The sequence below is a fragment of the Flavobacterium macrobrachii genome, from assembly GCF_014486675.1.
Taxonomy (GTDB): Bacteria; Bacteroidota; Bacteroidia; order Flavobacteriales; family Flavobacteriaceae; genus Flavobacterium; species Flavobacterium macrobrachii.
The window spans coordinates 26,531-40,119 of sequence record NZ_JACTAC010000002.1 but is presented as its reverse complement, the minus strand read 5'-3'; the positions used below and the strand labels follow the sequence as shown (position 1 = coordinate 40,119).

The following is a 13,589-nucleotide window of genomic DNA, read 5'->3' as shown; positions in this document are numbered from 1 at the left end:
TATATTTTTTAATTGGTTATATTAGTTATTGTACGATAAAAATGTATGTTTGTTACAAATTATCAGTTATCATTTTATGAAGAAAAAAATTAGCCTTCTTTTATTGTTGATTTCCTCAATAGGATTTGCTCAATACGGTTACAGAGACGGAAATAGAATTGGTATTTCTGCAGGAGTTTCTCAAACAACTTTATTTACAGATAATTTTACTGCAAATCCTGAATTAGGTTTTGCTGGCGGACTTTCGGTTCGTGGAAATTATTACAACAATTGGAGCATGATTTATGGAATGCAATTTTTCTCCAATAACTTTTCGTTGGAATCTAATTTTGACCAAAAAATTAAATACAATCTTCAAGGTGTAAAAGTTCGATTATTATTGAGTTATAATGTAGTTGAAGATCATGTTTCGTTGGATTTTGGACCAGTTTTACAAGTAAACGGAAAAATGAAAGTTGCAACTTCTGATGAAAATAAAATCTTGAAAGGAACATTATTACAAGCAGACCAAATTGCAGATATTTCTACCGTAAGTGGAAACTTTTACCTTGGTGTTTCTGCCGGAAGTAGAACAATTAGAGCAGTTCTTTTCTACGAATACGGATTTACCAACATTCTGAACAAACTCAACAAAGACGATGCTTTAAAACTCTTGAATAACGGTGATAAATTCAAAGGAAACCTTGGTTGTATTAACGGTCAAGTGATTATTAATTTGTAAAAAAATAAACCGCAAATTCATAAATTGATTTATCTTAATTTGCGAATTTGCGGTAAAATTTTTAAAAAGCTAACTATAAACTAGCAATTGCTTTCTCCAATCGCTTGATGGTTTCTTCTTTTCCAATCAATTCTACAATATCAAATAAATGTGGACCTTTTAAAGCACCAACCAAACTCAAACGAAATGGTTGCATTACTTTTCCCATTCCGATTTCATTTTGTGTCATCCAGTCTTTTACAATAGTTTCAATAGTTACGGATGTAAAATCGTCAATAGATGTCAAAACGGTAATTAATTGTTGCATTAATCCTGGCGTTTCCTCTTTCCAATTTTTCGCCGCTTTTTCATCATAAGATTTTGGTGCAACAAAGAAATAATCAGCTAAATCCCAAAACTCAGAAACAAAATTAGCGCGTTCTTTTATCAATGATGTGATTTTTGTCATTTCAACGAAGGAGAAATCACACTTGCCATTTTTTTCAATTACATTTTTTTCAAACGCTTCCGCTAAACTCTCATCACTTTGCTTTTGCAAATATTGATGATTGAACCATTTATTTTTCTCTGGATCAAATTTTGCTCCAGCTTTATGAACTCTGTTCAAGTCAAATTTTTCAGCTAATTCTTCTAACGAAAAAAGCTCTTGATCGGTTCCATCATTCCATCCTAATAAAGCTAAAAAGTTAACAACAGCTTCTGGGAAAAATCCGTTTTCTCTATATCCAGATGAAATTCCTTCGTCGGTTTTCCATTCCAAAGGAAATACAGGAAATCCCATTTTATCGCCATCGCGTTTGGATAATTTTCCGTTTCCGATTGGTTTTAAAATCAATGGTAAATGGGCAAATTCTGGCGCATCCCAACCAAAACTTCTATACAATAAATAATGTAAAGGCAAACTTGGCAACCATTCTTCTCCACGAATAACATGCGACGTTTCCATCAAATGATCATCTACAATATTCGCCAAATGATACGTTGGCATTCCGTCAGATTTGAATAAAACTTTATCGTCCAATAAATTAGTATCAAATTTTATATCACCACGAATGATATCTTTTAATTCTAAAATTTCATTAACAGGCGTTTTAAATCGGATAACATAAGCTTCGCCAGCTACAATCCTTTTTTCGGTTTCCTCATTTGAAATTACCAATGAAGTATCTAATTTTTCACGGTTATGCCAATTGTATATAAAAGTTTTTCCTTGTTCTTCGTGTTGTTTTCTATGAAAATCCAAGCTTTCAGTCGTGTCAAATGCATAATACGCATTTCCCGAAGCAATCAATTGGTCAGCATATTGTTTGTACAAATGTTTTCTTTCGCTTTGACGATAAGGTCCAAATTTTTCGTTTTTTCCAATAGTTTCACTTGGAGCAATTCCGAGCCATTCTAATGCTTCCATGATATATTCTTCCGCACCAGGAACAAAACGATTTTGGTCGGTATCTTCAATTCTTAGATAGAAGGTACCGTTATGTTTTTTAGCAAATAAATAATTAAATAAAGCAGTTCTAACGCCACCAATATGCAATGGTCCAGTTGGACTTGGAGCAAAACGAACTCTAACAGGTTTTGACATTTTATTAAATTTTTGGCAAAGATAAACAGAAGTTAGAAGTCAGAAGTCAGAAGTTAGAAGTTTTTAAGATTGCTTTTGAAATTGACTTTTGAAATTGACTTTTTTTTAACGTTTTCATATTCGGGAAAAATTGTACATTTATCGGTTATTAACAAAAGAGTAGCAATTTTGAACAATTCGGGCATTATTTACGACAAACTAGAAGCTTTTATCAAAAAGTTTTACACCAATGAATTACTTCGTGGAACAATTTTCTTCGTTGGAATTGGTTTGCTGTATTTTCTTTTCACACTTTTTGTGGAATATTTCCTTTGGCTAAAACCAACAGCCAGAACCGTTTTGTTTTGGACATTTATTGCCGTGGAGCTTTTCCTTTTATTACGATTTATCCTTTTCCCGATTTTTAAATTGTTCAAACTCCAAAAAGGAATTGATTATAACGAAGCGTCAAAAATCATCGGAAGCCATTTTAGTGAAGTAGGTGATAAGCTGACTAATTTTTTGCAACTTTCTGATGATAAAAATAAATCTGAATTGCTTTTAGCATCAATTGATCAAAAAGCAAATACACTTCAGCCTGTTCCTTTTAGTAATGCGGTTAATTTTGGTAAAAACAAAAAGTATTTGCCTTTAGCGATTATCCCGATTTTGTTTTTTGCTTTTTTCTACATTTCTGGGAATAGTAATTTCATAACCCAAAGTTTGAATAGAGTTGTCAATTATAAACAACAATTTCTTCCTCCAGCACCATTTGAGTTTCAACTTTTGAATACTAATTTACAGACCGAACAGAATAAAGATTTTTTGGTAAAAGTAAAAACCGTTGGTAAAATCGTTCCCGAAAACACGATGATTTTTATTGGTGATGAAAGCTATTTTATGGAAAAAATCAATGCCGATGAATTTCAGTTTGTTATTCCGAAGCTTACAGAAGACACCGAGTTTCATTTTGAAGCCAATGAAGTTTCTTCGAATGACTATCAATTGAAAGTAATCACTGTTCCGTCGATTGCTAATTTTGAAATGGTTCTGAATTTCCCAAATTATCTGAATAAAAAGCAAGAAGTAATCAAAGGAACAGGAAATGCAATAATTCCCGAAGGCACGAAAGTAACTTGGCGAATGAACACGTTAGCAACGCAAAAAGTAGATTGGCTTGATACTAACGGAAAGCAAACATTCGCTAAAAGTGAAAATCTTTTCTCTTTTTCAAAAAATATTCTTCAAAATACTGAATATCAAATACTAACATCAAATAATAAAGTTAAGAATTACGAAAAACTGAACTATCAGATTTCTGTTATCAAAGATCAATTCCCAACAATAACCGTAAATAACGCGCCAGATAGCTTAAAAATTGGTAGAAACTTTGTCTTAGGTCAAGTTTCCGATGATTATGGACTTTCTAAGCTTCAAATAGTCTATTATCCAAAGGATAAGCCTAATGCTGCAAAACGTGGAACTATTGGAGTTAAAAAGGACGTTTATGATCAATTTGTATTTTCTTTTCCAAGCAATCTTCCTGTAGAAGAAGGTGTAAATTATGAATACTATTTTGAAATCTTTGATAATGATGCCGTTCATAATTTCAAGAGTACCAAATCGTCAGTTTTTAGTAATAGAATCGCAACTGAAACGGAAAAAGAAGATCAAATTTTGCAACAACAAAATGACAATATTAATTCGCTTGCCAAATCCTTAAAAGAACAAGATAAACAACTTTCCGAAATGGATAAGTTGAAAAAAATGGGTAAAGAAAAAGATAATTTAGAATACAAAGACCAACAAAAAGTAAATGATTTTCTTCAACGTCAAAAACAACAAGACGAATTGATGAAGGAGTTTTCAGAAAAGATGAAAGACAATTTGGAAAAATTCAAATCGGATAAAAACGATGAGAAAAAAGAATTGCTTGAAGAACGTTTAGAAAAGTCACAAAAAGAATTGGAGAAAAACCAAAAGCTTTTAGATGAACTTCAAAAACTGAACGAGAAAATCAGTAAAGAAGAACTTTTCGATAAAATGGAGAAATTCCAACAAAACAGCAAAAATCAAAAGAAAAGTTTGGAGCAATTAGTTGAACTAACCAAGCGTTATTATGTCGAAAAGAAAACACAGCAAATCGCTGATAAGTTAAATAAACTGTCAGAGAAGCAAGATAAGCTTTCTGAAAAAACGAATGAAAATACAACTGAAAAACAAGTCGAAATCAATAAGGAATTTAATGAACTTCAAAAAGAATTAAACGAATTAGAGCAAGAAAATAAAGACTTGAAATCTCCAATGGATTTGCCTAAAACGGAAGAGAAAGAAAAAAGCATCAAAGAAGATTTGAATTCTGCCAAAGACCAATTACAAAAACAGCAAAAGGACAAAGCAAAGCCAAAACAGAAAAACGCTTCCAAGAAAATGAAGCAAATGAGCAAAGATATGATGGAAATGATGGCTGGTGCCGAGTTGGAACAAATGGATGAAGACATTGCCATGTTGCGTCAAATTTTAGATAATCTTTTGGCATATTCATTTTCTCAAGAAGATGTAATGAATCAGTTCAAAGGTTTAAAACGTGGTTCGCCTTCGTTCAATAAAAACCTTAAAAAACAACAGGATTTGAAACAACAGTTCAAGCACGTTGACGACAGTTTGTTTGCTTTGTCTTTGCGCAATCCAAAAATAGCCGAAAACATCACAACCGAAATTGGCAACGTTCAATATAATGTTGATAAAGCACTTGAAAATTTGGTTGAGATGAATATTTCCAAAGGAAATTCGCACCAACGTTATTCGGTTTCTTCGTCTAATAAATTGGCAGATATGCTATCGGATATATTGAATAGTATGCAAAACCAAATGCAAATGTCCGGTTCTGGAATGGGTAAACCAAAACCTGGTCAAGGTCAAGGCGACATGCAATTGCCAGATATTATTCAAAAGCAACAAAGCCTAAGCGAAAAGATGAAGAAAGGGCAAAAGAAAGGTGAAAAACCTGGCGAAGGCGAAGAAGGTGAACAAGGCGAAAAAGAAGGCGGAAGTCAAGGTCAAAAAGAAGGAAATTCAGGAAAGGACGGAAAGTATGGAAAAGAAGGTTCGGGCAAGAATGGTAAAAACGTCAAAAGCGGTCAAGGTGGCGGAAGCGGAAATTCACAAGGAAACCGTGATGGAGAAAATGGCGAAGATGGCGAAGGAAATGCTAAAGAAATAATGGAGATTTACAAAGAACAACAACAACTTCGTGAAGCATTGCAAAAGGAATTAAACAAACAAGGAATTGGTGGAAGCGGACAAAACGCATTAAACCAAATGAAGCAAATCGAGAAGCAATTGTTGAACAAAGGTTTCAACAACGAAGTAATTCAAAAAGCATTGAATTTAAAATACGAATTATTAAAACTCGAAAAAGCCATCCAAGAACAAGGCGAAAATAAAAAGCGTCAATCCGAAACCAACAAAAAAGAATACAACAATCAAACCAATGCGTTACCAGCGCGTTTACAAGAATATTTGAATAGTATTGAAATTTTAAATAGACAAAGCTTACCTTTGCGCTCCAATTTTAACCAAAAGGTTCAAGAATATTTTAAAACCAATGATTAGTTTTAATTACGAATTAGATTTCACGCTCGAAGACGAGCAATCATACGAAGATTGGCTTTCCGAAGTAATTACTTCCGAAAACAAAACCGAAGGAGAAATCAATTATATATTTTGTGACGACGATTATTTGCTCGAAATCAACCAGCAATATCTCAATCACGACACGTTAACCGATATTATTAGCTTCGATTATTCTATAGGAAACGATTTACACGGCGATATTTTTATTTCCATCGAAAGAGTGAAGGAAAACGCGCTAGATTTCAACGTTTCTTTCCAAGAAGAATTGAAACGTGTAATGGTTCATGGCGTTTTGCATTATTGCGGTTACAAAGATAAATCCGAAAGCGATGAAAAGGTAATGCGACAAAAGGAAGACGAAAAAATCAAAATGTTCCACGTGAAACACTGATTAAACAACTAAAAAATTTTGAGCGTTTCTTTCCGAATTTTTGTTGTCCATTTTCCCGCTTTTCGTTTCAATCTTTTATTTGTTTTGAAAAAACAAATAAAAGGATTTACACTTCAATCGGGGCTAAAAGAAAAACTTGGTTGAGTTTTTGAATGTTCCGAGCATAGCGAGAAAAAAAATAAAGTTCCACGTGGAACAATTAAATATTCAGATATTAAAATTTAATATTTGAAATCTAAAATCTAATATCAAAATGTTTAACACATACGATGTAATAGTAGTTGGAGCAGGACATGCAGGTTGCGAAGCAGCAGCTTCGGCAGCCAATATGGGTTGCAAAACCTTGTTGGTAACAATGAGTTTGCAAAACATTGCCCAAATGTCATGCAATCCAGCAATGGGCGGAATTGCCAAAGGACAAATCGTTCGCGAAATCGATGCGCTTGGCGGATATTCCGGAATTGTTTCTGATAAAACGGCAATTCAGTTCAAAATGCTGAATAAATCAAAAGGTCCGGCAATGTGGTCGCCACGAGTTCAATCAGACAGAATGCGTTTTGCGGAAGAATGGCGATTAATGTTGGAAAACACACCAAATCTAGATTTCTATCAAGAAATGGTCAAAGGACTTTTGATAAAAAATAATAAAATCGAAGGCGTTGTAACTTCGCTTGGAATTGAAATCAAGGCCAAAACCGTTGTCTTGACAAACGGAACGTTTTTGAATGGATTAATTCATATTGGAGAAAAGCAATTCGGTGGTGGAAGAGCAGGAGAAAGTGCCGCATTCGGAATTACAGAAGATTTGAAAAAAGTTGGTTTTGAAGCTGGACGAATGAAAACCGGAACGCCACCAAGAGTTGATGGACGTTCGTTGGATTATTCAAAAATGCGTGAAGAACCAGGCGATGAAATTCCAGATAAATTCTCTTATTCTGATGAGACGAAACCGTTAATTCATCAAAAATTGTGTCACATGACCTATACTTCGTTAGATGTTCACGATATTCTTCGTGAAGGTTTTGATAGAAGTCCAATGTTCAACGGAAGAATAAAAAGTATTGGACCAAGATATTGTCCATCGATTGAAGATAAAATCAATCGATTTGCTGATAAAGAAAGACACCAACTTTTTGTAGAACCCGAAGGTTGGAATACTGTTGAAGTTTACGTCAACGGATTTTCTACGTCATTACCTGAAGATATTCAGTACAAAGCGTTGAGTTCGGTTGCTGGATTTGAGAAGGTGAAGTTTTTCCGTCCAGGTTATGCCATAGAATATGATTATTTTCCACCAACGCAACTAAAACATACGTTAGAAACTAAATTAGTTGACGGATTATATTTCGCTGGACAAATAAATGGAACAACCGGTTATGAAGAAGCCGCTTCTCAAGGTTTAATGGCTGGAATTAACGCAGCATTAAAAGTAAAAGAACAAGAACCGTTGATTTTACGTCGTGATGAAGCGTATATAGGTGTTTTAATTGACGATTTGATTACCAAAGGAACGGAAGAACCTTATAGAATGTTTACTTCGCGAGCCGAATATCGAACATTATTGCGTCAAGATAATGCTGATTTCCGTTTAACGCCAAAATCCTTCGAAATTGGTTTAGCTTCCGAAAAAAGATTGCGCAGAATGGAGCATAAATTCAACGAAAGTGAAAAAATGGTTGATTTCTTCAAAGAAACGAGTATTACGCCACAAGAAACTAATCCGATATTGGAAGAAAAAGAAAGTTCACCAATGACACAATCGGATAAAATGTTTAAAGTCTTTTCTCGTCCGCAAATTGATTTGAACGATATGTTGAAGTTTGAAAAGGTTCAAAACTACATTCAGGAGAACGAACTAGACAAAGAAATCATCGAACAAGCCGAAATTCAGGTAAAATATTCAGGTTATATCGAAAAAGAGCGAAATAATGCTGAAAAATTAATCCGTTTAGAGGATATTAAAATCCCGACCAACTTTGATTATCATAAAATCAAATCAATGTCGATAGAAGCAAAGCAAAAATTATCAGCTATTCGTCCGGTAACAATTTCCCAAGCCTCTAGAATTAGCGGTGTTTCTCCAGCTGATATATCCGTTTTATTAATCTATATGGGAAGATAGAATTTTAGATTTTAGAATAGTGATTGTTGTTTTTCAAGTAAAAATCAGCAATCTTAATTCGTTAATCAACAATCTAAAATGCCTTGTTCCACGTGAAACTAACCTTGTCAAGTCCTATAAATAAAGAGATTTATGAGTTTTCAGAATAATATTTTTTACAATAAAGTAGTAGATCATTCTGTGTCAAAAGAAGTTTTTGATTTGCATCACAATCCTGAATTTGATATGCTAATTACGTTTCCTAAACCAAGTTTGGAGAAATTACCGAGTTATTACGAAAGCGATGATTATATTTCGCATACCGACGGAAAGCGTTCAGTTTTTGAAAAAATGTATCATTTTGTCAAAGGAATTGCGTTAAAAAAGAAATTGAAATTAATCAATTCTCAATCTCAAAAAGGAAAACTTTTAGACATTGGTGCTGGAACAGGAGATTTTTTAGCGGTAGCAAATAGTGATGGTTGGCAAACTGTAGGAATTGAACCAAGCACAAAAGCCAAAGAAATTGCTATAAAAAAAGGAGTTAATTTTGCTCAAGATTTTGCTTCGCTTGAAAGCAATTCATTTGATATTATTACAATGTGGCACGTTTTGGAACACGTACCCAATTTAGAAGAATATATTTCAGAGCTGAAAAGATTAATTAAATCATCGGGAACAATAATTATTGCTGTACCAAATTTTAAATCCTATGATGCAAAATATTATGGAGAATTTTGGGCAGCTTTCGACGTGCCAAGACATTTGTGGCATTTTTCAAAAACAGCTATTCAAAAATTATTTGCCAAACAAAATTTAAAATTAGTAGAAGTTTTACCCATGAAATTTGACAGCTTTTATGTCAGCTTGCTTTCGGAAAAATATAAAAACGGAAAAATGAATTTCCTTAAAGCATTTTGGATTGGTTTGAAATCAAATCAGTATGGAAACCGTAAAAAAGAGTATTCATCACATATTTATGTAATAAAAAGCGAATAAATCCGACAGAATTTACGATTATAAACCGATTTATATCAATACATCAAGAAAATGATATAATCGATTAAATCGCTTTATTTGCCTTCGACTTTGATAATCAATAACTATAATCATTTTGAATATCATAGTTATTTATAATGGATAGATAAATATTACTTTTTTTATTCGTTGGAATACTTAAAGTTTATTTTTTTACTTTTGACACTAAGAATTAAAAATCGAATTATTTTAACAAATAAATTATACATGAAAAAAACAGTTATTCTTTTTGCATTGGCTATTTCAATTTTGTCATGCAACAAAACTTCAGAAACAAAAGAGTTTAAAACCGCTTATATCGATACGGCTAAATTATTAGAAGAAAGCGTTGAAGCTAAAGACATCGAAGCCAAATACAAAGACAAATCCAAAGTAATGGGAAATCAACTTGAGGTTGAAGTGGCTAGATGGAAATCGGATGCGGCTAATTTCCAAAAGAATGCACAAGCAAACGGAATGGCTTGGGCGCAACAAAAAGGTGCTGAATTGCAAAAAAGAGAGCAAGAATTATCTTACGCACAAGAAGCAATGTTACGTCAACTACAACAAGAAAGTGGCGTTGAACTTGACTCTGTTATCAAGACATACAAAAATACCATCAAAGAATATGGTAAAGAAAAAGGCTATGATTATATCTATGGAACAGGTGAAACCGCAACCGTTTTGTATGCAAAAGATAGTTATGATATTACCAAAGATATTATCAAAATTGTAAACGATAAATACAAATCATCGGCTAAAAAAGAAGAAAAAACGGATAATAAAGCTGAAGATAAAGCTGAAGCAAAAAAATAATTTGATTTATTACAAATCGACAAAACGTCTTCATTTTTGAAGGCGTTTTTTGTTTGTATATTGAATAACAATCACTTATATTTGTTTTTCTAAATTATAAGCCATGGAATTTATCTCAGCCGAAGCAAAGTATGTTTTGCAATTCATCAACCAAACCAATCGTTCCGTTTTTCTAACCGGAAAAGCTGGAACCGGAAAAACCACGCTTCTCAAAGAAATTATTCAAACCACACATAAAAATTGTGTCGTTGTTGCGCCAACTGGAATTGCGGCGTTAAATGCTGGTGGCGTTACTATTCACTCGATGTTTCAGTTGCCCTTTGGTGGATTTTTACCCGATAATTCGGTGGCACAATTCAATGAAAATTCCAAGTTTGAAAGTAGAGCAACGCTTCGCAGGCATTTTAAAATGAGCGGTTTAAAAAAAGCGGTAATCCGAAACATGGAATTGTTGATTGTTGACGAAGTCAGTATGTTGCGCTCGGATTTGCTTGATGCAATGGACTTTATGTTGCAATCGGTTCGAAAACGAAACCAACCTTTTGGCGGCGTTCAAGTGCTTTTTATTGGCGATTTGCTACAACTTCCACCGGTTATTCGTGATGATGAATGGCGTGTTTTACGAAATTATTATTCGGGAAAATTCTTTTTTCATGCGCATGTCGTGCAACAAAATCCGCCATTATATATAGAGTTATCTAAGATTTTTAGGCAAACTGACGACAGATTTATTTCGGTGTTGAATAATCTTAGAAACAATACCATTACCCAAAATGATATTTTAATTTTAAACGAATTTGTCAAACCCAATTTCGATTTAAAAGCCAACAAAGGTTACATTACTTTAACAACACATAATGCCAAAGCCGATTCGATAAACCAGCAATCGCTTGAAGATTTAGAAGGAAATTCGAGGTTTTACAAAGCTGAAGTTACCGATGATTTTCCCGATAAAATTTATCCGATAGAAGAAAAATTGGAACTTAAAGTTGGTGCGCAAGTCATGTTTATCAAAAACGATTTATCTTTTGAAAAAAAATTCTTCAACGGAAAAATGGGAATTATCCAATCGCTTTCTGAAAGGGAAATTTGGGTACATTTTCCAGATGAAAATAAGTCGATTGAAGTGGAAAAATACGAATGGCAAAATATTCGATATACCGTAAACGAAAATACAAAAGAAATAGAAGAAGAAGTTTTAGGAACTTTTGTGCATTATCCGATAAAATTGGCTTGGGCAATTACCGTTCATAAAAGTCAAGGATTAACATTTGACAAAGCTGCGCTCGATGTTTCGCAAGTTTTTCTTCCCGGACAAGCCTATGTTGCACTTTCGCGTTTGCGTTCGTTAAACGGCTTAATTTTGCTTTCTCCGTTGCAAATGAATGGCATTTCTAACGATCAAGATGTTATGAACTATTCCGAAAATAAAGCATCGACTGAATTTTTGGAAAAAACGTTGCAAAAAGACACCAAAGATTTTATACTTAACTTTTTGATTTCCAGTTTTGATTGGACTGATTTGGCTCAAGAATGGCGAAATCATCGATTTACGTACAATGAAAAATCGGAGATTTCAGAAAAATCCAAGCATGCTATTTGGGCAAAAAAATGTGCAGACGAAATGGAAAAACTGATTGATCCATCACAAAAATTCATTCTTCAACTGCGAAAATTATTTGCTGAAAACCCTGATTTACAGTTTATAAACGAGCGAATTCAGGCAGCGTTCAATTATTTTTTGTTGCCAATGGATAATCTGGTTTACGAAATTCTTTTTAAACTCGAAGAAGTAAAACGCATCAAAAAAGTAAAAGCGTATTATGACGAATTATTGGTTTTGGAAGAATTACAAATCAAAGCCGTTTTACGATTGATGAAAGCCAAATTAATGATTGAAATTTTGGTTAAAGGCGAAACTATTTCCAAAGAAAAATTGTCTTCGGATGAAATAAAATACTATCGAATTAACAAGATGGAAACCGTTACTCAGGAATTCAAAAAAGTAAAAATTACACTGATAGATGACGAAGAAGATATTGATCGTTATGCTAAAAAAGAAAAAAAGAAAGAACCTAAAAAATCAACAATTCAGGAAACTTTTGAGCTTTGGCAACAACAACTTTCCGTTGCAGAAATTGCTTCCATAAGAAAACTAACGGAACAAACCATTGGCGGACATTTGGCAAAATTAATCGAAGCAAAAGCCATCAAAATTTCGGAAGTTTTACCCGAAGATAAAATCATGGAATTAGCCGAAGCATTCAAAGGTTTTGAAGGAAATTCGGTTACGGAACTAAAAGAAAAATATGGCGAAAAATTCTCTTGGGATGAATTGAAAATGTTTAAGGCGAGTTTGTAATTACGGATTAAAATTTTTCAATCTTTTTCGAGTAGAAAAAACATCAAGAATGTAAATTCTATCGGGTTCAATTTTGTACACAATTTTGAAATTCCATTTAGGAAAAAATCGGATAAAGTTATTGTTGTAAATTGGTTCGACCGGATTTTTTTCGGGAAATATATTGAGTTTATCGCCAAAATCAAAAAGTGTATTTACAACTAAATCAGCATTTTGAGGACTTTCTTCAACAATGTAATCGTAAATATTTTGAATGGAAGAAATGGAATTTTTTGACCAAATGACGGGTTTCATTTTCTGGAAATTTTATTTCGAGCTTCATCAGTAGGATATCCTTTTTCTCCTGATTCTGAAGCAATAATAATTTCGTCCAAATGTTCTTTGTATTCTTTAATAGTCAAAGATTTCCCCGAAGCTGTGTAGGCATAAATGTCGTTATCTAACAAAGCTTCTATTTGGCTCAATAATTTTGAGTTTTCAACTTCTAAAATTCTGTGAACTATATTTTTACGTTGTGTTTCTATATTCATTTGAATGAAAAATTTAGTTATAAAAGTAAAAAAATATTTTCAAAAAATTGATTTTGAAGCAGTAATTTAACTCAACCAATACACCGCCAAAACTGCCGGAACAAAATAAATGGCAATCGTTCTTGCACCATCATAATCTTTGGCTAAACGTTGACCAAGAAGTAAAAATATCAATGTAATACAAGAAATAACGGCACCATAAAATCCAAAAGTTCTTCCGCCATTGATGAATAATTCGGCACAACCAACTAAAGATAAAATTCCTGCTGCAAGTTCTAAAATTAAGATGATTCCCAATGCTAATGGAACATTGTTTTTCAAAATAGTATCAGCAAAATGACCTTTTAGCCATTCCACATTTCCTTTCCATTCAAACACTTTGTCATAAGCAGATTGGATAAAAGTTACGGCAAGAAATACTAAAACCAAAATAGATGCTGTATTGTTCATA

General features: G+C 33.2%; 11 protein-coding genes. 7 read left to right on the top strand and 4 right to left on the bottom strand.

Annotated features, from left to right (window positions below):
* Positions 1 to 76: 76 nt before the first annotated feature.
* Positions 77 to 721, top strand: a complete 645-nt coding sequence (locus IAI56_RS00810) for a PorT family protein (RefSeq protein WP_187656069.1) — start codon at positions 77 to 79, stop codon at positions 719 to 721.
* A 73-nt stretch (positions 722 to 794) separates the two neighbouring features.
* Here IAI56_RS00810 and gltX read toward each other — a convergent pair whose 3' ends face one another.
* Entirely contained in the window at positions 795 to 2,306 is a 1,512-nt protein-coding gene (gltX, locus tag IAI56_RS00805; RefSeq protein WP_187656068.1) for a glutamate--tRNA ligase, read from the bottom strand.
* A 168-nt stretch (positions 2,307 to 2,474) separates the two neighbouring features.
* Here gltX and IAI56_RS00800 point away from each other — a divergent pair, with 168 nt between their 5' ends.
* From IAI56_RS00800 to IAI56_RS00775, 6 genes are all read left to right on the top strand, one after another.
* On the top strand, positions 2,475 to 5,900 hold the full coding sequence (locus IAI56_RS00800) for a coiled-coil domain-containing protein (protein WP_187656067.1): 3,426 nt from the start codon (positions 2,475 to 2,477) through the stop codon (positions 5,898 to 5,900).
* Complete coding sequence (ybeY, locus tag IAI56_RS00795) at positions 5,893 to 6,312, top strand: rRNA maturation RNase YbeY (protein ID WP_187656066.1); 420 nt, start codon at positions 5,893 to 5,895, stop codon at positions 6,310 to 6,312. Before IAI56_RS00800 ends, ybeY begins: the two co-directional genes overlap by 8 nt.
* A 253-nt stretch (positions 6,313 to 6,565) precedes the next feature.
* Positions 6,566 to 8,434 carry a tRNA uridine-5-carboxymethylaminomethyl(34) synthesis enzyme MnmG gene (gene mnmG / locus IAI56_RS00790; RefSeq protein ID WP_187656065.1) on the top strand — a complete coding sequence of 623 codons (1,869 nt, stop codon included), beginning with the start codon at positions 6,566 to 6,568 and terminating at the stop codon, positions 8,432 to 8,434.
* A 132-nt stretch (positions 8,435 to 8,566) separates the two neighbouring features.
* Positions 8,567 to 9,412 carry a class I SAM-dependent methyltransferase gene (locus tag IAI56_RS00785; protein ID WP_187656064.1) on the top strand — a complete coding sequence of 282 codons (846 nt, stop codon included), beginning with the start codon at positions 8,567 to 8,569 and terminating at the stop codon, positions 9,410 to 9,412.
* A gap of 246 nt (positions 9,413 to 9,658) precedes the next feature.
* Positions 9,659 to 10,246 carry an OmpH/Skp family outer membrane protein gene (locus tag IAI56_RS00780; RefSeq protein WP_187656063.1) on the top strand — a complete coding sequence of 196 codons (588 nt, stop codon included), beginning with the start codon at positions 9,659 to 9,661 and terminating at the stop codon, positions 10,244 to 10,246.
* A gap of 103 nt (positions 10,247 to 10,349) precedes the next feature.
* Positions 10,350 to 12,608 carry a helix-turn-helix domain-containing protein gene (locus IAI56_RS00775; RefSeq protein ID WP_187656062.1) on the top strand — a complete coding sequence of 753 codons (2,259 nt, stop codon included), beginning with the start codon at positions 10,350 to 10,352 and terminating at the stop codon, positions 12,606 to 12,608.
* Here IAI56_RS00775 and IAI56_RS00770 read toward each other — a convergent pair whose 3' ends face one another.
* From IAI56_RS00770 to IAI56_RS00760, 3 genes are all read right to left on the bottom strand, one after another.
* Complete coding sequence (locus IAI56_RS00770; protein ID WP_187656061.1) at positions 12,609 to 12,902, bottom strand: type II toxin-antitoxin system RelE/ParE family toxin; 294 nt, start codon at positions 12,900 to 12,902, stop codon at positions 12,609 to 12,611.
* A complete protein-coding gene (locus IAI56_RS00765; RefSeq protein ID WP_187656060.1) occupies positions 12,899 to 13,138 on the bottom strand; it encodes a hypothetical protein in 240 nt (79 codons plus the stop codon). Before IAI56_RS00765 ends, IAI56_RS00770 begins: the two co-directional genes overlap by 4 nt.
* A 66-nt stretch (positions 13,139 to 13,204) precedes the next feature.
* On the bottom strand, positions 13,205 to 13,588 hold the full coding sequence (locus tag IAI56_RS00760; RefSeq protein WP_187656059.1) for a DoxX family protein: 384 nt from the start codon (positions 13,586 to 13,588) through the stop codon (positions 13,205 to 13,207).
* Between the last annotated feature and the right edge of the window lies 1 nt (position 13,589).